This is a genomic window from Phocaeicola sp. RTP21359st1_B8_RTP21360_211022, assembly GCF_040911965.1.
In the GTDB taxonomy this organism is placed as follows: Bacteria; Bacteroidota; Bacteroidia; order Bacteroidales; family Bacteroidaceae; genus Phocaeicola; species Phocaeicola vulgatus.
Genome location: NZ_JBDFXP010000025.1, coordinates 53,151 through 72,128, shown reverse-complemented (window position 1 = coordinate 72,128; position 18,978 = coordinate 53,151). Strand labels below are relative to the sequence as shown.

Genomic DNA, 18,978 nt, shown 5'->3' with positions numbered 1-18,978 from the left:
TAATAACAAAGCCCCTGCTTGTGAAAGTCGGGGCTTTGTGCATAAAAAAAGAAGGTGCGCATTTTGACACACCTTCAGTGGCAACAGAATTATAAAACTCTGTTGTAGGAAAGTGGGTCAATTGGAAACGACTCCTCTGTACAACACACGTTATCTTTTATTTTCTTTTTCCGGATAATGAGGTCCATAAAGCATGGTCTTCTCCTTGACCACCAATCGGCCGTCCTTCACGAACTCTTCGCCGCGTTCACTTAAGTGGCGAGTCATTTCATTACGCATTTCCGTCAGCTGCTTCCTGTATTTTTTGTCATTGACGGCATTGTGCAATTCCTGAGGGTCTTGGGTCAAGTCGAATAACTCTTCGGTACCGGTATGGATACGCCATATATATTTTATTTTGCCGTCAGTCAGTGCACACCAATAGTTATCATCACTGTAACAGGTGGCATGCTCCAGATCCAGATACTTGCGCCAGTTTGTTTCCATGCCTTTGGCAAGCGGTAACAAGGAACGGCCGTCCATGTCAGTGGGGATGGTCACATCGGCTGCATCGAGGAAAGTGGGAAGAATATCACGCAACTCTACGGGAGCGTCTGTTTTTCCCGGTGTAACGTGGTTGGCAGAAGGCCATTTCACGATGTATGGCACATGAGTGGAGCCCTCGTATGGATAGGTCTTTCTCCAGTGATAATGGTCGCCCATCATATCGCCATGATCGGAAACGAAAACGATTAATGCGTCATTATACATATCCTTTTCTTTCAATGTTTGGATAATTCTGCCTATCTGTTCGTCAATGAAAGTGATGTTGGCATAATAATGACGTCTGGAATTGCGTGCATATTCATTGCCAAAATTACCGTATGGAGCGTCTTGTGCCGTTTCTTCAGGATTTAGTTTCTTGGCGTATTTGCCACACCAGTCTCCGATGGCAGGATCGGGTATTAGGGCATCCTTATACATGTCCAGATATCTTTGTGGTGGATCATACGGACTGTGCGGACGGGCAAAAGAAACTTTCAGAAATAACGGTTTGTTGGTCGGATCGTAGTTGCTGATAAGTTCACAGGCCATTTCTCCTGTCCAATAGGTAGGATGGAGGTTTTCGGGCAATTTATAGATACTTGCCGTATGGTCGTTCCAGCCTATGCCGGTGGCGTCAGGATTCTTTCCGGGGGCTTTTGTTTGGAACCATTGGCGGTAATCACTGGTGAAATTCTCGTCCTCCACGCGTCCGCTTTCATCTAGCAGAGTGCCTTCGAAACCATGTTTTATCCGTTGGGGATGCCAGTGCATTTTACCGATTCCAAAAGTATAATAACCAGCGTCTTTTAGCATCTGTGGCATTTCGTATTTATATTCGGGAGATACTTTTCCATATCCCAACAAGCCATGATGCCAAGGAGAAAGTCCGGTCAGCAGACCTGCACGTGCCGGAGTGCTGCTTGGACAAGAAGAATAACCATTCATAAATAATGTTCCCTCGGCAGCTAGTGCGTCCAGGTTAGGGGAGATAACCGCATCGTTTCCCATACAGCCTATGGCATCAGCTCGCTGTTGGTCGGTCATTATCAGTATGATATGAGGATGTTTTTGTGCGTATGCAAAAGAGGAGCACACTCCGGCTGTGACAGCCAATGTGTATTTCAGGTTGATTAGAATATTCATGTTTATAGGTTTTTCATAATGTTATGTGCAAAGGTAGGAAATTTTTGGTAACCTTAAGCCATAAATGGTGATGGTTACAGTAGAAATACTTGAAATTGAAGTCTTGTTTTGTACATACGTATGGGTGACCTCATATATACTAATGGTAGAAAAGGCTATAAAAAAAGGCTTGTTCCATACAGAACAAGCCTTTTTTTATATGCATGTATCAGAGATTATTCACCCCAATTCATTGCTTCCATACGTTTGTAAGAAGCATAACGTTTCTTGGCCATTTCTTCGCAAGCAGCAAATAGATCTGCTGCTTCAGCAGGATACTGTTTCATTACAGAAGCAAAACGAACTTCGTTCTTCAAGAAATCCTGGAAACCTTCCCATTTCGGTTCTTTAGAGTCAAGCATGAATGGATTCTTGCCTTCTTCTTCCAAAGCGGGGTTGAAACGCCACAAGTGCCAGTAACCGCATTCTACAGCCTTAGCCTCTTCAGCCTGGCTCTTACCCATACCTGCCTTCAAACCGTGGTTGATACACGGAGCGTAAGCGATAACCAATGACGGACCGGGGTAAGCTTCTGCTTCACGAATAGCTTTCAAAGTCTGAGCTTGGTCAGCACCCATAGCAATCTGGGCAACATATACATAACCGTAAGTAGTAGCGATCATACCAAGGTCTTTCTTACGTACACGCTTACCTGAAGCGGCAAACTTAGCGATAGCACCCAGCGGAGTAGCCTTAGATGACTGACCACCGGTATTAGAGTAAACTTCAGTATCCAATACCAAAATATTTACATCTTCACCGGAAGCAATCACGTGGTCCAAACCACCGTAACCGATATCGTAAGAAGCACCGTCCCCACCGATAATCCATTGGCTCTTCTTAACCAAATAGTTCTTGAATTCTGCAATGGTAGCGCAGTTCTTACATTTATCTTTAGCAGCTTCCACCATTGGAATGATCTTTTCGGCAGCAGCTTTGCTCTTGTCTGTATCGTCCTTACCGTCAATCCATTCCTGGAATGCTTCTTTGTATTCTGCCGGACAAGTATCACTGGCGATAGCATCCTTCATAGCAGCTTCGATACGTGCACGAAGTTTCTTGTCAGCCAAAGTCATACCTAAACCGAATTCGCAGAAATCTTCGAACAATGAGTTAGCCCAAGCAGGACCTTGACCCTTTTCGTTCTTAGTATAAGGAGTTGAAGGAACAGAACCGGAGTAGATAGAAGAACATCCGGTAGCGTTAGCAACCATTTCACGGTCACCGAATAACTGGGAAATCAGTTTCACATACGGAGTTTCACCACAACCTGAACAAGCTCCAGAGAATTCAAACAACGGAGTAGCGAACTGAGAGTTCTTCACATTGGCTTTGATATCTACCAAATGTTGTTTGCTCTTCACGTTCTTAGCGCAGTATTCCCAATTGGCTGCTTGAGACAACTGGCTTTCCAAATGTTTCATTGTAAGAGCCTTGCCTCCCTTCTTCGGATTGCCCGGACAAACATCGGCACAGTTACCACAACCCAGACAGTCAAGCACGTCAACCTGGATGCGGAATGTCATTCCGTCAAATTGTTTACCTACAGCTTTCAATGTCTCGAAGTCTGCACCCTTCTGTTCTTCAGCGTCAAGTACGAACGGACGGATGGAAGCATGAGGACAAACATATGCACACTTGTTACACTGGATACAGTTTTCAGCATTCCATTCAGGTACGAATGCAGCTACACCACGTTTTTCGTATTGAGCAGTACCTTGTTCCCAAGTACCGTCTTCGATGCCTTTGAATGCAGATACCGGCAACAAGTCACCATCCTGAGCGTTGATAGGACGAACTACTTCGTTGATGAATGCAGGGTCATTGTTAGCAGCAGGAGCTTCAACTTCCAGATTAGCCCAAGCCGGATCAACTGTCAATTGTTTGTATTCACCACCACGGTCTACGGCAGCATAGTTCTTGTTCACCACGTCTTCACCCTTCTTGCCATAAGACTTAACGATGAATTTCTTCATCTGTTCTACAGCCAAGTCAACAGGAATAACGCCTGTGATACGGAAGAATGCTGATTGCAGGATGGTATTGGTACGGTTGCCCAAACCGATTTCCTGAGCAATCTGAGTTGCATTGATGTAGTAAACAGTGATATTGTTCTGAGCGAAGTATTTCTTCACTTTGTTAGGCAGGTTCTTTGCCAGTTCTTCACCTTCCCAGATAGTGTTCAGCAAGAAAGAACCGTTCTTACGCAAACCACGGGTTACATCGTACATGTGCAGATAAGCCTGTACGTGGCAAGCTACGAAGTTCGGAGTATTTACCAAGTAAGTAGAACGGATAGGAGTATCACCGAAACGGAGGTGAGAGCAAGTGAAACCACCTGATTTCTTAGAGTCGTATGAGAAATAAGCCTGGCAGTGCTTGTCGGTGTTGTCACCAATAATCTTCACAGAGTTCTTGTTGGCACCTACAGTACCGTCAGCACCTAATCCGTAGAATTTAGCTTCGAACATGCCTTCACCGCCCAATGCGATTTCTTCTTCCTGGGGAAGAGAAGTGAAAGTTACATCGTCTACGATACCCACAGTGAAGTGGTTTTTCGGCATTGGCAGAGCCAAATTCTTGAATACAGCGATGATTTGAGCAGGAGTAGTGTCTTTAGAACCTAAACCGTAACGTCCACCTACGATAACCGGGGCGTTTTCTGTTCCATAGAAGCAGTCTTTAACATCCAGATACAAAGGTTCACCGTTTGCTCCCGGTTCTTTAGTACGGTCAAGAACAGCGATAGTCTTGGCAGTCTTAGGTACAGCAGCCAAGAAATGTTTAGCAGAGAACGGACGGTATAAGTGTACAGAAACCAAACCTACTTTTTCACCTTTGCTCATCAAGTAGTCGATAGCTTCGCGGGCAGCTTCTGTAACAGAACCCATTGCGATAATTACGCGTTCAGCGTCTTCAGCACCATAGTAATCGAACAAACCATGAGGACGGCCTGTGATTTTGCTGATTTCGTTCATGTATTCTTCTACGATAGCCGGAACAGCTTCATAGAAGTTATTGCAAGATTCTCTGTGCTGGAAGAAGTGATCGGGGTTTTCAGCCATACCGCGTGCAACAGGGTTGTTAGGATTCAACGCGCGTTGACGGAATTCTGCCAAAGCCTGTTGATCAATCAGACCTGCCAGATCTTCATTCTCCAGCATTTCAATTTTTTGGATTTCGTGAGAAGTACGGAAACCATCGAAGAAGTTGACGAATGGCACGCGAGATTTGATAGTAGCAAGATGGGCTACAGCAGCCATATCCATAACTTCTTGTACAGAACCTTCGCACAACATGGCGAAACCTGTTTGGCGGCAAGACATGACGTCCTGATGGTCACCAAAGATACACAATGCGTGTGAAGCCAATGTACGAGCCGATACGTGGAATACGCAAGGCAGGAATTCACCGGCAATTTTGTACATGTTAGGGATCATCAGCAACAGACCCTGAGATGCAGTGTAAGTGGTAGTCAACGCACCTGCCTGAAGAGAACCATGAACAGCACCTGCTGCACCGCCTTCTGACTGCATTTCTTGTACCAAAACTGTTTCGCCGAAGATGTTTTTACGACCTGCGGCAGCCCATTCGTCTACGTATTCAGCCATAGTAGACGACGGAGTGATGGGATAGATAGCAGCTACTTCAGAGAACATATACGAGATATGTGCTGCTGCCTGGTTACCATCACAAGTGATGAATTTTTTTTGTTTAGTCATACAATTACTAATTATTAGGTAATAAAATTTATTCTCTATCTCTTAATATAAAAAGCCGAAAAGCCATAATGGGATCATATTTCCGTGTCCTAATTCCAATTTGTGTAGGGCATAATACACGTTTGGATTATTTTTGAACTTGCACCCTTCTGCGCAAATACGGAAATGCAGTCCGTTGTCTACCATAAATGAAGTGCCTTTATCGCCTTTATATAGTTTATGGTCCTTATACAGGGTATTCATGAAAAATGTATCCAGAACATCCTGTTCTTCGACCTTTACCGGATAAATGGAGTACATCAGGTTGGTGTTGTGCATCATCAGTTTGGAAGGTTTCTTGGGAAATTCCTCTCCCTTGGGATAAACCATATTGATAAGACGCGCATCTGCCAGATACTTAATGTAATTCATCACCGTGGCACGTGAAGTTTGAATCTCCGTGGCCAGCTGGCTGACGTTCGGAGCAACGGGTCCGTCCACAGCTAGCAAATATAGTAATTTTTTTATCTTTGAAAGATATTTCAGCTCAATTTGTTTGATAAGAAGTATATCTACTTCTATCATCATATTCATGGTTTTTAGCAGATTCTCCGAAAAGTTACGTTTTTCCAGAAAGAATGGGTAGAAACCGTGATGCAGATAGTCTTGAAAATAATCCAACGGCTTCACGTTGCGCAGGATGGTTTTCGCTATCTGTTCGTGATTCTCCAAAATTTCTTGTAAGGTATAGGCACGGAAACAATTACCGCTTTGCAGATTCAGGTATTCGCGGAATGAGAAACCTCTCAGGTAGTATACCTTGACAATGCCGCTCAGTTCTGGATTTTCTTCTTTCAGTCGCATCACGGATGATCCGGTGAATATAATCTTCAGAGTAGGAAACATTTCATAGCAAGCACGCAGGTCGTGGCTCCATTCGGGATACTTGAACACTTGGTCTATCAACAAAACTTTTCCTCCTCGTTTTACGAATTCTGCGGCAAACTCCACTAACGTATATTTAGAGAAGTAAAAGTTATTCATGTTGATGAACAGACATGAGTGATCCGTTCCGAACTTTTCTTTTGCATATTGCAGGAGGAAAGTCGTTTTTCCTACGCCACGAGTACCCTTGATGCCGATCAGTCTGTCGTTCCAGTCTATTTCGTCCATCAAGTCCCGGCGAACAGGAGCATTTGTATGTTCCACCAGATAACTGTGTGTTCTGTAAAAGGTTTCCATGGTTGCTTTTTTATCGGTTGCAAATATAGCAATACTAATTCAAATTGCAAACTGGAGATAGCAAAATATTATTTTTTTTCAACTAAAAGACGAACAAGAGAAATGGTTTGTACTCTAAAACATTTATCTTTGTGTCCGGAAATGGAAGCGCTTTATTTATTCAATCCGGAAAATGATATGGCATTGGCTTGTGGTGATCCTTATTATATGGCACCTGCCAGTGCCCGGCGAATGGCGGCCGAGCTGTCCGTGTTGCCTGCATGGTATGCAGAACAGGGAGGAACTGTATGGCTGGATTCTGCTCTGCGTATGAAAACAATGGAAAGACAATCTTTTTTGCCGCTTTCGGTCAATTGGACTTCAGAATTCCTCCCCATTTATAATAAGGTGATTCCTTGGGGATGGAATCCGTCTTTGGTGCGTCGTTTGCAGGAAGCTGGATTTCCTGATACAGCATATCCTTCAGTAGAGCGTATGAAGCGTATCCGTCAAATATCCGGACGTCAGACGGCTGTAAAAGTGTTACGACGCCTTTGTAGGCATATAGGTGGGAATATTCCCACATTGGGGGAGGCTTTTGTATTGTCATCAACAGAGGAAGTGAAGGCTTTTGTGTTGTCTCATCCTCGTGCTTTGTTAAAAGCGCCATGGTCTGGTAGTGGGAGAGGGATACAATATGTTTCAGGTAGTTTTACCATCCCTCTGGAAGGGTGGGTTCGACACATACTTACCACTCAGCATGAGGTGATAGGAGAGCCTTTTTATGATAAGCTTTTGGATTTTGCCATGGAGTTTTTTGCAGACGAGTGGGAACAGGTACATTTTATAGGGTATTCTTTATTCGAAACAGACAAGAGAGGTGTTTATAAAGAAAACTTGTTGGCTGCGGATCGGGTTATTGAAGCGAGGATATCCACATATGTTTCTGCGGAAATCTTACATCAGGTTGGGAGGATGTTACAGGTAGAGTTGGCGGAAGTTATAAAAGGGAGTTACGAAGGCTATCTGGGGGTGGATATGATGATATGCCGTACCCAAAACGGCGGGTATGCCATTCATCCGTGTGTGGAAATAAATCTTCGTATGAATATGGGAGTGGTAGCACGTTTGATATATGATAACTATGTGTGTGATGGCGTGCAGGGACGGTATGTTATAGAATATTATGCAAAGCCCGGTGAGGCATGGCATTCTCATCTTGCGCTTCAAGAAAAGTATCCTTTATATTTGGAAAATGGAAAAGTGAAGTCGGGTTATTTGTCACTTACACCGGTAGAGAACAATACGTCCTATCAGGCATATATCTTAATTTGATTTTCCGGATAAAGGAAAATCAAATTAAGAGGGGATGGTTACCATCCACCCCCTAATGCTTTATACAATTTTACTAATGTAATTTGTTTGTCTCTTATTGCATTACTTAATCCTATTTGTGCATCGAAATAGCTACGTTGTGCATCCAATACATCCAAATAGCCTATTACTCCATTGATGTATTGCAATTGGGCCAGTTCCATTGTTGCTTTAGAGGAACGTTCCAGTTGCAGACGCGATTCGTAGATATCTTTTATCTTATTGAAGTCCACAATGGCATTGCGGGCCTCTTTGAATGCAGTCAGCACTGATTTTTCATAGCTGTAGCATTCCTGTTCGTATGCGGCTTTCTTAGCCTTTAGGGTTGCTCTGTATTTTCCCATGGCGAAGAGAGGAGTGAGAAGATTGCCACTGATATAATGAATGGGTGATTTAAAGAAATCAGAGAATTCTTCACTTTCTACGCCATATTGTGCTGTGAGGCTGAGTCGTGGGAACATATTGGTATAGGCAATACCTACACTGGCATTGGCTGCTATTAATTTCTGTTCTGCTTCGCGTACATCGGGACGACGTTCCAACAGAGTGGAGGGTAGACCTACTGGTAATGTTTCAGGTAGTTTTACCTCTTCGGGCAGAATGGAACGCTGTATGCGGTGCGGGTATTCGCCTGCCAGGAATGCGATATCATTTTCTTTCAATGAAATTTTCCTTTCCAGTTCAGGAACTAAGGTTGCGGTACGTGCATACTCCACTTGTGCCTGTTGATAAGAAGTTTCTGAAGTCAGTCCTCCTTCAAAACGAAGCTTTGCCAGGCGTACTCCTTCTTTACGGGCATAGAGTGTTTGACGAACGATGTTCAGCTCATTGTCTAATGCGACCAATTCAAAATAGGCTTGTGCCACTTCGGACACAATACTCATTTTCAAGGCACGTTGCGCCTCGATGCTTCCCAGAAATTGTGCTATGCTTTTGTCTTTTGCCCAACGCAGGTTACCCCATAAGTCTAATTCCCAAGTCACGGTAAGTTTACCACCCTGTTCGGGGTCATTTTTATAGTTGTCACCACCATAATTACTTCCTTCTTTTTGGGCATAAGCGCTTCCGTTCAGTTGGGGGAAAAGGTTGGCAAAGTCTATGCGCTTCATTGCGGCAAGTTCTTTTACACGTGCCGCAGCTATTTTCATGTCTTTGTTGTTATCCAACGTCTTTTCTATCAGGCTTTGCAAGGTTGTGTCCGTATAGATTTCCCACCATTGCATATCGGCTATAGATAATGTATCCTGTTGTCGTAATGTATCTAATTGTTGGGGAAGATGTAAGTCGGGACGTGTGTAGTGCTTACCTAATTGGCAAGAAGTCAGCAAAGTCATTCCTGATACGGCTATATATAATAATGTATGTTTCATCATTTCTTTCATCTTTTTATATCCTTATTTTTGTTTCATCTTCGCTTTCATCTTGTATATCAGTACAAAGAAGAAAGGTACTAACAAAATTCCCACAGTTACAGCAAAGATCATTCCGAAGAATACACCTGTACCAATAGCCTGACGGCTGGCTGAACCTGGCCCGCTGGCAATGACCATAGGTAACATACCTAAGATGAATGCCAATGAAGTCATCAAAATAGGTCGGAAACGGAGCTGTGAAGCATGAAGTGCAGCTTGTACTACATCTACTCCTTTGTCTACTTGTTCTTTGGCAAACTCTACAATAAGAATTGCATTTTTGGCGGCTAGTCCTACCAACATCACCAATCCGATCTGGAAATAGACATCATTCTCCAGTCCACAGCCCCATACACCTAGATAAGCACCTAATGCGGCTACAGGCAAAGAGAGTAATACTGCAACCGGTACCATCCAGCTTTCGTATAAGGCAGCAAGGAACAAAAATACGAACATGAACACTAATGCCAGCACCATGCCGGTCTGTCCACCTGCCTGTTTTTCCTGGAAGGATAGTCCGCTCCATTCTACACCGATATTTTCCGGTAGGTGTTCGCGGGCTATTTGTTCGATAATTTCCATAGCCTGTCCTGAACTGTAACCGTCTGCGGCCTCACCGAGAATCACAGAACTGTTGAACATATTAAAACGTTTGATGCTGCCCGGACCAGTGGTATACGAAGTGGTACCCAGCGAGGTGAGCGGTATCATGGCATTGTCTGTACCCCGTACAAAAAACAGGTTGATATTCTCCTTATGTTCCCGGTAGGGTGCTTCTGCTTGAATATATACACGGTAGATGCGGTTAAACATATTGAAATCGTTTACATATACCGAACCTGTATAAGCTTTCATAGTCGAGAATACATCGGCTAAAGGTACTCCTGAGAATTTTACTTTGTCACGGTCTACATCAAAATAAAGTTGGGGGATATCCGCTTGTAAAGCCGAAGATAAACCTGATAATTCCTTACGTTTTGATGCATAATACATCAATGTATCCGTAGCTTGTACCAAATTTTCGAAAGTGGCATCTCCACGTGCTTCCAATTGCATTTCGAACCCGCCCGAACTGCCCAATCCCGGAATAACGGGAGGGGTGGAAAGATATACCTTGCATTCGGGGTATTGTGACATGTCTTTTTTTACCTGTGCCATAATATTGTCAATAGTTTGCGAGTCACGTTCCTCCCAAGGTTTTAAGATGACAGTCAGTTCACTTCGTGCCTGACTGGTTCCTACACGCGGACTGCTTCCCGCCACGCTTTGCACATATTCCACTGCCGGATTTTTCATCAGGTATTCCACAGCACGTTCTGTTACGATACGTGTACGTTCCAACGTTGCACCTTCGGGTAGCTCCAACTCTATTTTAAAATACCCTTGGTCTTCGATGGGGAGGAAGCTGGTGGGAATAATGCGATGGATTAACAGGATGGCGATCAATACCATGCCGAATGTGCTCAGTACCCGACGCGGGTGTTTCACAATGTGTTTGATAAGCCCTACATATTTATGATTGCCGATAGCCAGCCACTCATTGATACGGCGGAATACGATATTCTTTTTCTTGTTCGGATCTTCCGGTTTCAGGATAAGCGAACACATGACTGGACTCAATGTCAAAGCTACTACCGTAGACAGCAATACGGATACTACGATGGTTACCGTAAACTGGCGATAAAGTTGTCCGGTAATTCCACCTAGAAAACTTACGGGAACAAATACTGCTGCCAGTACCAAAGAAGTGGCGATAATGGCTCCTGTAAGTCCTTCCATAGCTTTCTTGGTAGCTTGGTAGGGAGATAGTTTCTCCTCTTCCATGATACGCTCCACATTCTCTACTACCACGATAGCATCGTCCACCACAATACCGATGGCAAGTACCAACCCCAACAGGGTCAGGATATTAAGCGAGAATCCGAAAATCAACATGAATCCGAAAGTTCCAATCAGTGAGATAGGTACGGCAACTAGTGGGATAACTGTTGCACGCCAGCTTTGGAGTGAAAGGTATACTACGATAATAACCAGTATCAGGGCTTCAAACAGTGTTTTGTACACTTCATGAATAGATTCCGAAATATATGTGGTCATATCGAAAGGTATCTCGTAACTCATTCCTTCGGGGAAATTCTTGCTGATTTCCTCCATAGCTTCTTTCACGCTTTTTGCTACTTCCATAGCGTTGGCTCCCGGTAACATATAGATGGCCAATACCGCTGCATTTTCTTTGTTAATGGCACTCTCGGTATTGTATGATTGTGCTTCGAGTGAGATGCGGGCCACATCACGTAAACGGATGATGGAACCATCGGCATTGGCACGGACTACGATTTCCTCAAACTGGCTTACAGTAGATAGACGTCCCTGAGTAGTGATGGGAATGGTTACGTCTAATCCTTGTACGGGTTGTTGTCCCAGTACACCGGCTGCTGATTCCCGATTTTGGTCTTTCAGTGCATTCTGCAGATCGGCTACGGTCAGACCGAAATTGGCCAGTTTGTCGGGCTGTACCCAAATTTGCATGGCGTAATATCGGCTTCCGATGTTTGAAACACGTCCTACGCCAGGGATACGGCGGATTAGGTCCAGTACATTCAGAGTAGCAAAGTTGCTAAGGTATATTTCATCGAATTTCGGGTCGGTAGAGGTAAGGCATAGGGTTAGCAATTGACTGGCAGCCTGTTTCTCTACCGAAATACCATTTTGTATAACTTCTGCTGGAAGACGTGATTCTGCTAACTTGATACGGTTCTGTATTTCTACTGCCGCCAGATCGGGATCTGCCGAGATATCAAAAGTGACGGTGGCTGAAAAACCTCCCGAATTGGAACTGTTTGATTCCATGTAAAGCATTCCTGGAGTACCGTTCAATTCCTGTTCTATAGGAGTGGCTACTGCTTGTGATACTGTCAGGGCACTGGCACCCGGATAGGATGCGCTGATTTTCACTACCGGCGGGGTAATCTGCGGATATTGGTCAATGGGTAGCATCGTGAGACCGATGATACCGACAATGACTATTAATATGGAGATGACAGCTGAAAATACCGGTCTGTCTATAAAGAAACTAACTTTCATAATGTCTATTGTTTTTTTGAATGCGTAAATTTTCCTCCATAGGGGAATTCGTATTCGGGAGTGAAATTATCCGATCGTATCTTTTTCCTCCGTTTTTTTGTCTTCTACAGCAGGACTTACTTTTACTTTCATGCCTGGATTCAGCTTGTGGTATCCTTCTATAACAATGTCTTCTCCGGGAGCCAAGCCTCTTTCCACCACTACTTGATTCTGGAATTCAGGTCCTAATTCAATGAAACGTCTCTCTACTGTAGAATCTTTGCGCATTACATAAATATAGGCACCGCCTTTTTCTATGATAACGGACTTTAACGGAACTACCGTAGCTTTTTCTCTGACATCCAATAATAGTTTTACTTTGGTGAACTGTCCAGGAAGTAATATCCGTTCTGGATTCGGCATTTCGGCACGTACGGAGAATGTACCTGTGCGTGGATCAACTTGCGGTTCGGCAAAGTCTACCAGTCCTTTGTATGGATAAATAGTATTGTCTGCTAGAGTAATGGAAACATTGGGTTGCCAAGAGCGGGTAGAGTCTTTTTGACCTAAGTTCACATTACGTTCTTTGCTTTTCAGATAGTCTAGAGCTGTCATGCTGAAATCCACTAATACAGTATCACTTTTTACTACGGTGGCAAGCAGTGATTTGCCACTTGGACCTACCAATGTCCCTAAATCCACGTGACGTTCACTGATATGTCCTGCTAACGGAGAACGAACTATCGTATAACCTAGTTCCAATTCTGCTTGATCAAGGTCGGCACTACTCATAGCTACCGAGGCTTCTGCTGTTTCATATGCAGCAGTAGCATTGTCCAAGTCCAACTGGCTGGCAGCATTTTGTTCATATAGCGGACGGATACGTTCTAAATCGCGTTTTGCTTTTTGTGCCTGTGCTTCATCTTTTTTCAATTGGGCACGCGCTTTGTCAGCTTTGGCTCGATATTGATCTTGATTGATAACAAACAGCACTTGATTCTTAGTGACATATGTACCTTCTGCGAAAAGCATTTGTTCTAAATATCCCTCTACTCGGGCACGTACTTCAACGAATTGCTGTGCACGTACGCGTCCTACATATTCACCATATATTTCCACATCGTCTTGCGTTGCCGGTGCTATGGCAACTACTGGAAGTTCCGGCATCTTTGCCGGTCGATGGGAAACAATCAGGTAAATCCCGATAACTAGTCCAATACCTATTACTACAAGCGCTGTTCTTTTCTTTTTTAGCGCAATTTCTTTGTGTGTAAAAAATAGTTTCATACTTTAGTTTTGTTATTGTTTAAGATGCCGTCAGTAGGAATACAAGCAGCGTGCCAAACTACTGTAAATAGCCTTTCCTTTTCATAATCAGTGTTTTATTACTGCCTTTTGTTGATAGGGAAAGTGTGGAAAACAGGCAACAGCTGTAGAATAATTCCACAGTAGGCGAATTAAATTTAGTAGAGGATTATCGATTTGGATGCAAAAATAGTAAAATAGTGGGTAATTTTAAAATATTTATTCATTATTCATTATGATGAGGACGATGTTGTAGTGTTAGCAGATATGTATGTAATTTAAATTTTGCTTGAGATCGTCATATCTGCAACCTTGTTGTTTTGAAATACGCTCCCTTTCATTTTGAAAAGGGTAGTGTTTCCCTTTTTTATGACTTCATATAATATCTGTTTGTTTATCAATAGTTTATAATGTTGTTTTTCATTTTGGCATAGTATTCGCTATATACTTGTCAAATATAAAAAGATGGGAGAATTTTATAATCCAGATAAATTATATAAAGGTGGAAGCCGGAATAATAGCTTGATAAATAAAAAAATGATATTCCGTGTATTGGGGGTATTACTTTTTATTGAATCTGCTATGTTCCTGCTTTGTGCGGCTGTTTCCTTATGTTACGGTGAGCAAGATTATCAATATTTTCTATATACCATTCTTTTGAATACATTGGTCGGTGGAGTTTTGCTAATTTGTAGTAGAGGTGCTGAGAATCGGCTGACACGACGAGATGGGTACTGTATTGTAACTTTTACTTGGTTTTTGTTTACGTTGTTTGGAATGTTGCCTTTTTATTTTAGTGGAGGAATCCCTTCGGTGACGGATGCCTTTTTTGAAACCATGTCGGGTTTTACTACTACAGGAGCTACTATATTGGATAATATAGAATCTCTTTCACATGGTCTGTTATTTTGGCGTAGCTTGACACAATGGATAGGTGGCTTGGGTATTGTCTTTTTTACTATTGCTGTGCTTCCTATTTTCGGGGGAGGAACTATACAACTTTTTTCAGCTGAGGCTATCGGAGTGACGCACGACAAAACACATCCCCGGATTGATGTGATGGCTAAGTGGCTGTGGATGATATATGCTATTCTTACAATTGCAGAAACTGTGCTGCTGATGATAGGAGGAATGAGTTTTTTTGATGCGGTATGTCATTCATTCTCTACAACGGCTACAGGTGGTTATTCTACCAAACAAGCTAGTGTAGCTTATTGGAACTCTCCGTTTATAGAATATGTAATAGCGATATTTATGATCCTTTCGGGTATTAATTTCTCTCTCTATTTTATGTGTCTGAAAGGGAAAGGCAAGCGTTTATTTCAGGATGATGAATTCCGTTGGTTTATGAAATCAGTGAGTATTCTGACACTTGTTATTACGTTTGCCTTAGTTTTTCAGAATCATTATGATTGGGAAAAGGCATTCCGCAGGGCTCTGTTTCAAGTGGCTACGGTGCATACGTCATGCGGCTTTGCAACGGATGATTATAACTTGTGGCCATCTTTTACATGGATGCTTCTTATTTTTGCTATGTTGTCAGGTGGATGTACGGGGTCTACTAGTGGGGGAATCAAAAATATGCGCCTTATGATTCTGGCGCGTAATATCAAAAATGAATTCAAACGGATGCTGCATCCTAGGGCTGTATTGCCTGTTCGTGTGAACCGTCAGGTTATATCGCCTTCCATCATTGCTTCAGTGAATACATTCTTTGTATTTTATTTGTTCTGTATTTTGGCCGGATGGATACTGCTGATGTTTTTCGGGGTGGGGATAATTGAAGCGATGAGTACAGTAATTTCTAGCTTAGGCAATGTGGGACCGGGGCTAGGAGCATTCGGTCCTGCTTTTTCATGGGCGGCGTTGCCTGATGCTGCTAAATGGATATTGTCGTTCCTGATGTTGATAGGACGTTTGGAATTGTTTGCTGTGTTGTTGCTTTTTTATTCAGGATTTTGGGAAAGACGATAGTTCTCCGGGAAAAATTGATATGTATCATTTAATTAATGGGTATTCATTGAAATGAAGTTCTAGAAATATGTATTTTTACAAAGGATGATATATATTTGTGCTCGGATTTACAATACATTCATGTTATGGCAACTTCGAGAGAGATGACTTCGGGACGTCCGTTCCCTTTGATATTGAATTTTGCTTTTCCTTTATTGCTGGGTAATTTACTTCAGCAGACTTATTCCTTGATGGATGCTGCTATTGTGGGTAAGTTTCTTGGAATTAATGCTTTGGCTTCTGTAGGAGCTAGCACTTCGGTGGTGTTTTTGATATTAGGCTTTTGCAATGGCTGTTGTGGTGGCTTCGGTATTCCTGTCGCACAGAAGTTTGGAGCAAGGGATTATGGTATGATGCGGCGTTTTGTGGCAGTTAGTTTACAATTGGCAGCGGTGATGTCTGTAGTAATTGCTATTGTAACTAGTATGTTTTGTTCGGATATTCTTCAGATGATGCAGACTCCGGAGAATATTCTTGAGGATGCTTATCTTTATTTGCTGATTACTTTTATCGGGGTGCCCTGTACCTTTTTCTATAATTTGCTTTCAAGTATTATTCGTGCATTGGGTGATAGCAAAACTCCGTTTTGGTTTTTGCTTTTTTCTACGATATTGAATATTTTGCTTGATCTCTTTTGTATTTTGATACTTGATTGGGGAGTGGCGGGAGCAGCTGTGGCTACGGTATTCTCACAAGGGGTTTCGGCTGTATTGTGTTATTTGTATATGATGCGTCATTTTGAGATTCTGAAGGGGACTCCGACAGAGCATAAATTTCGAGGAGCGTTGGCAAAGACTTTACTGTATATCGGTGTGCCGATGGGATTGCAGTTCTCTATTACTGCTATTGGTAGTATTATGTTGCAAAGTGCGAATAATGCATTGGGTACTGCTTGTGTGGCTGCTTTTACGGCTGCTATGCGTATTAAGATGTTTTGTATGTGTCCGCTTGAGAGTCTGGGTATAGCTATGGCTACTTATAGTGGACAGAATTACGGTGCGGGAAAACCGAAGCGTATCTGGCTGGGAATCAAGGCGAGTGTGTTAATGATGGTTATTTATTGTGGTTTTATGTTTGTAGTCTTGATGTTGGGAGCACGTACTTTTGCCTTGTTATTTGTTGACCCAGCAGAATGGGAGATATTGAAAGATACGGAATTGTTTTTGCATATTTCCGTTTCTTTCTTTCCGGTTTTGGGCTTACTTTGTATCTTGCGTTATTCCATTCAGGGGGTGGGCTTTACCAATTTGGCTATGTTGTCGGGGGTATCCGAAATGATTGCCCGTATAATGGTCAGTCTTTATGCAGTACCAATATTGGGCTATTTAGCTGTTTGTTTTGGTGACCCTACGGCATGGATATTTGCAGTTATTTTTCTGATTCCCGCATTTATATATGTGTATGGAAGAATAAAACGGATGTCTACTTCAGGAATGGTAAAATACTAATTTGGTGTGTGAGGTGCTGAAAAAAACTTTCAGCACCTCACAGATAAATTTTCTGAGCAAAAACTATTAGAAATTACTTTTCTTTTCTACAAAAATTATTTCTTTTGTTACAGGGTGAACAAACTCTAGACTTTCAGCATGTAAATAAAGTCTGTCTGCTTTTTGTCCGTAGAGTTCATCTCCTCGTATAGGACAATGTAATCCTTCCGGATGGGCGGCATGTACTCTTAATTGGTGTGTCCGTCCTGTCAATGGATAAAAGGCAATAAGTGTGTTTCCTTCTTGTTCGTTTAAAACCTGATATTGTGTGATAGCGGTTTTTCCATGTTCATGGTCTACTACTTGTCTGGGTCTGTCAAGAGGATCCATACGGAGGGGGAGTATTATGGTTCCTTCTTTAGAAGAAATCTTGCCATCCAATAAGGCAATATATCGTTTCTTTATCATTCTATTCTTGAATTGTGCTTGCAGGTGCTGATGTACTTCTTTGTTTTTGGCTATTAATAACACACCGGAAGTAGCCATATCCAATCGGTGGACTATCAGAGGACCTGTGGCATCTGGATAAAGTATTTTTATATGTTGATAGACAGAGTCTATTTCTCCTTTTCCTGGAACCGAGAGCATTCCTGCTGGTTTGTTGATTACGACTAGGTAATTATCTTCATATACTATCTCTAATGGCATTTCATGATAATGTTTTTTTAACAAGGGATTTTCTTCCACTTCCAGTCCCTGTAACATATGTCCCAGGATAGGTCCGCATTTTCCTTTACATGCAGGATAGTAGTATCCATGATGTCTTATTTCTGCTTTTGGAGAATCTCCCCACCAGAATTCTGCCATAGCAATAGGTTTTAATTGATGCTTATAGGCATATTGGAGTAATTTGGGAGCTGCACATTCACCGGCTCCGGCAGGAGGAAATTTTTGTATAGTTTGTGCAAAAATACGACATAAATCTTTTGTTTCTCCATGGGCGTTTAGTATCTGAAACTGCTCAAACAGCTTTCTTTGTAAAGTGGCAGAACGTTTTTTCCTTTCTATCTTCATCGTTTCTATTTTTGTGATGAAAGTATCGGCTTCTGCTTGTAGTGAAGCGATTTTTTCTTTCCATATTTTTTCCATGCGTTTTAATTCAGCTTTTTGAAACTGGCTTTCACGTATCATTGCAGCTAACTCCTTTGCGTCGGGAATTCCTGTCTTGCGCCGGATTTCTCTGTTTTTTTTAGCGGATTTGAAAAACTCTTTAGCTTCAGTCAATTCCTGCTGGGATTGTATTTTTTCTTTTTCAATTTGTCGGAGTAGATCTATGTAACGAGGGTCGTTCTGTGTCTTTTTAATGCATACATTGATGGCGGATATACGTTTTTCCTCTATTTTGAAGAATCCCTGTGGTTGTAACAAATCATAAATTGGCGGGACGAAGAAAGGATGACAGTTTTTACCAGCCAATGTTCCTGAAAATGCAGCCAAATAACCTATTTTATTCTCGGGTGTTTGTACAATTAGGACACCAAACATTTTTCCTTGTTGCAATTCTTTTTGCCATTGGGATTGACTTGTCAGATAGGCTTGTACTTCTTTAGTCGCTATTATGCAAAGTGGATGAGGGGTATAGTGAAAAGGATAAGTGAACTTATCGGGTAACTTTATAGTGGCAATGGAATTCTTAAAAAAATGTATCATAGTTCGTTTAATATAGTTGCTAATGATTTGTTTTTCTTGTGAGGT

10 protein-coding genes are annotated in these 18,978 nt (G+C 42.3%); 3 read left to right on the top strand and 7 right to left on the bottom strand.

Annotated elements, in window-relative coordinates; all coding sequences use genetic code 11:
• Positions 1-150 precede the first annotated feature (150 nt).
• The 3 genes from AB5062_RS13815 to AB5062_RS13805 all read right to left on the bottom strand — a co-directional run bounded on the left by AB5062_RS13815 (position 151) and on the right by AB5062_RS13805 (position 6,650).
• The gene (locus tag AB5062_RS13815; protein ID WP_057099281.1) at positions 151-1,668 is read right to left on the bottom strand and encodes an arylsulfatase; all 1,518 of its coding nucleotides are present in this window, start codon (positions 1,666-1,668) and stop codon (positions 151-153) included.
• 215 nt (positions 1,669-1,883) lie between these two features.
• Positions 1,884-5,429 (bottom strand): pyruvate:ferredoxin (flavodoxin) oxidoreductase, encoded by a 3,546-nt coding sequence (nifJ, locus tag AB5062_RS13810; RefSeq protein WP_032952621.1) that lies wholly within the window; start codon positions 5,427-5,429, stop codon positions 1,884-1,886.
• 42 nt (positions 5,430-5,471) lie between these two features.
• Positions 5,472-6,650, bottom strand: a complete 1,179-nt coding sequence (locus AB5062_RS13805) for an ATP-binding protein (RefSeq protein ID WP_005852061.1) — start codon at positions 6,648-6,650, stop codon at positions 5,472-5,474.
• A 102-nt stretch (positions 6,651-6,752) separates the two neighbouring features.
• Between AB5062_RS13805 and AB5062_RS13800 the strand changes: the two genes are divergently transcribed.
• Entirely contained in the window at positions 6,753-7,964 is a 1,212-nt protein-coding gene (locus AB5062_RS13800) for a hypothetical protein (protein ID WP_032945691.1), read from the top strand.
• 38 nt (positions 7,965-8,002) lie between these two features.
• Here AB5062_RS13800 and AB5062_RS13795 read toward each other — a convergent pair whose 3' ends face one another.
• From AB5062_RS13795 to AB5062_RS13785, 3 genes are all read right to left on the bottom strand, one after another.
• Positions 8,003-9,376, bottom strand: a complete 1,374-nt coding sequence (locus AB5062_RS13795) for an efflux transporter outer membrane subunit (protein WP_005852057.1) — start codon at positions 9,374-9,376, stop codon at positions 8,003-8,005.
• Positions 9,377-9,397: 21 nt separating this feature from the next.
• Complete coding sequence (locus tag AB5062_RS13790) at positions 9,398-12,499, bottom strand: efflux RND transporter permease subunit (protein ID WP_005842146.1); 3,102 nt, start codon at positions 12,497-12,499, stop codon at positions 9,398-9,400.
• Between the two features lie 66 nt (positions 12,500-12,565).
• On the bottom strand, positions 12,566-13,765 hold the full coding sequence (locus tag AB5062_RS13785; RefSeq protein WP_005842144.1) for an efflux RND transporter periplasmic adaptor subunit: 1,200 nt from the start codon (positions 13,763-13,765) through the stop codon (positions 12,566-12,568).
• A gap of 483 nt (positions 13,766-14,248) precedes the next feature.
• Here AB5062_RS13785 and AB5062_RS13780 point away from each other — a divergent pair, with 483 nt between their 5' ends.
• Both AB5062_RS13780 and AB5062_RS13775 read left to right on the top strand, forming a co-directional pair.
• On the top strand, positions 14,249-15,757 hold the full coding sequence (locus tag AB5062_RS13780; protein WP_032952619.1) for a TrkH family potassium uptake protein: 1,509 nt from the start codon (positions 14,249-14,251) through the stop codon (positions 15,755-15,757).
• 125 nt (positions 15,758-15,882) lie between these two features.
• Positions 15,883-17,244, top strand: a complete 1,362-nt coding sequence (locus AB5062_RS13775) for an MATE family efflux transporter (protein ID WP_012055898.1) — start codon at positions 15,883-15,885, stop codon at positions 17,242-17,244.
• A 66-nt stretch (positions 17,245-17,310) separates the two neighbouring features.
• Here the strand turns inward: AB5062_RS13775 and AB5062_RS13770 are convergent, their stop codons facing one another.
• A complete protein-coding gene (locus AB5062_RS13770) occupies positions 17,311-18,933 on the bottom strand; it encodes an RluA family pseudouridine synthase (RefSeq protein ID WP_005852050.1) in 1,623 nt (540 codons plus the stop codon).
• Between the last annotated feature and the right edge of the window lie 45 nt (positions 18,934-18,978).

Excerpts from the sequence above, each read along its gene's own strand:
- AB5062_RS13800 (WP_032945691.1), top strand. The coding sequence starts at position 6,753 with ATGGTTTGTACTCTAAAACATTTATCTTTGTGTCCGGAAATGGAAGCG.
- AB5062_RS13780 (WP_032952619.1), top strand. The coding sequence starts at position 14,249 with ATGGGAGAATTTTATAATCCAGATAAATTATATAAAGGTGGAAGCCGG.
- AB5062_RS13775 (WP_012055898.1), top strand. The coding sequence starts at position 15,883 with ATGGCAACTTCGAGAGAGATGACTTCGGGACGTCCGTTCCCTTTGATA.
- nifJ (WP_032952621.1), bottom strand. The coding sequence starts at position 5,429 with ATGACTAAACAAAAAAAATTCATCACTTGTGATGGTAACCAGGCAGCA.
- AB5062_RS13815 (WP_057099281.1), bottom strand. The coding sequence starts at position 1,668 with ATGAATATTCTAATCAACCTGAAATACACATTGGCTGTCACAGCCGGA.
- AB5062_RS13790 (WP_005842146.1), bottom strand. The coding sequence starts at position 12,499 with ATGAAAGTTAGTTTCTTTATAGACAGACCGGTATTTTCAGCTGTCATC.
- AB5062_RS13795 (WP_005852057.1), bottom strand. The coding sequence starts at position 9,376 with ATGATGAAACATACATTATTATATATAGCCGTATCAGGAATGACTTTG.
- AB5062_RS13805 (WP_005852061.1), bottom strand. The coding sequence starts at position 6,650 with ATGGAAACCTTTTACAGAACACACAGTTATCTGGTGGAACATACAAAT.
- AB5062_RS13785 (WP_005842144.1), bottom strand. The coding sequence starts at position 13,765 with ATGAAACTATTTTTTACACACAAAGAAATTGCGCTAAAAAAGAAAAGA.
- AB5062_RS13770 (WP_005852050.1), bottom strand. The coding sequence starts at position 18,933 with ATGATACATTTTTTTAAGAATTCCATTGCCACTATAAAGTTACCCGAT.